2 protein-coding genes are annotated in these 409 nt (G+C 60.6%); both read right to left on the bottom strand.

The window, feature by feature from the left end:
• On the bottom strand, positions 1–173 hold a 173-nt coding region (locus HFC70_RS26535), incomplete at its 3' end, for an NAD(P)-binding protein (protein ID WP_150326494.1).
• A gap of 40 nt (positions 174–213) precedes the next feature.
• Positions 214–409, bottom strand: a 196-nt coding sequence (locus HFC70_RS26540; protein ID WP_368669832.1) for an alpha/beta hydrolase, incomplete at its 5' end; no start/stop codon positions are given.

Genomic DNA, 409 nt, shown 5'->3' on the forward strand with positions numbered 1-409 from the left:
GTGTCAGACTTGGCGCCGGGGTAGCGGTTGAAGTACCAAGTTCCGCCCACACCGCCGCCCTTCTCGAACGCACGGGTCTTCAGCCCGAGTTCGTTGCGCAGTTTGTGCAGCATGTAGATGCCGCCGAAGCCGCTGCCGATGACGATGGCGTCGAAGCTTTGCTCGTTGTCCATGGTGTTGTCTCCTATATTTTTGTTGAATCGCTTGCGCCGTTCAGTTGCGCTTGAACCACTGGGCGATGCGACGCAGTTCGTCGTCTGCCTCAGGGGCTCGGCCGGCGAGGAAGGGGAAGACGTGCTGCATGCCGTCAACCACGGACAAGGTGACGTCGACACCGGCCGCCTTGGCAATGCGCGCCAGATCCTGTGCGTTATCCAGCAGGGTTTCGACCGAGCCGGCATTGATGTAG

The organism is Agrobacterium sp. a22-2, from assembly GCF_012276985.1.
Lineage (GTDB): Bacteria > Pseudomonadota > Alphaproteobacteria > Rhizobiales > Rhizobiaceae > Allorhizobium.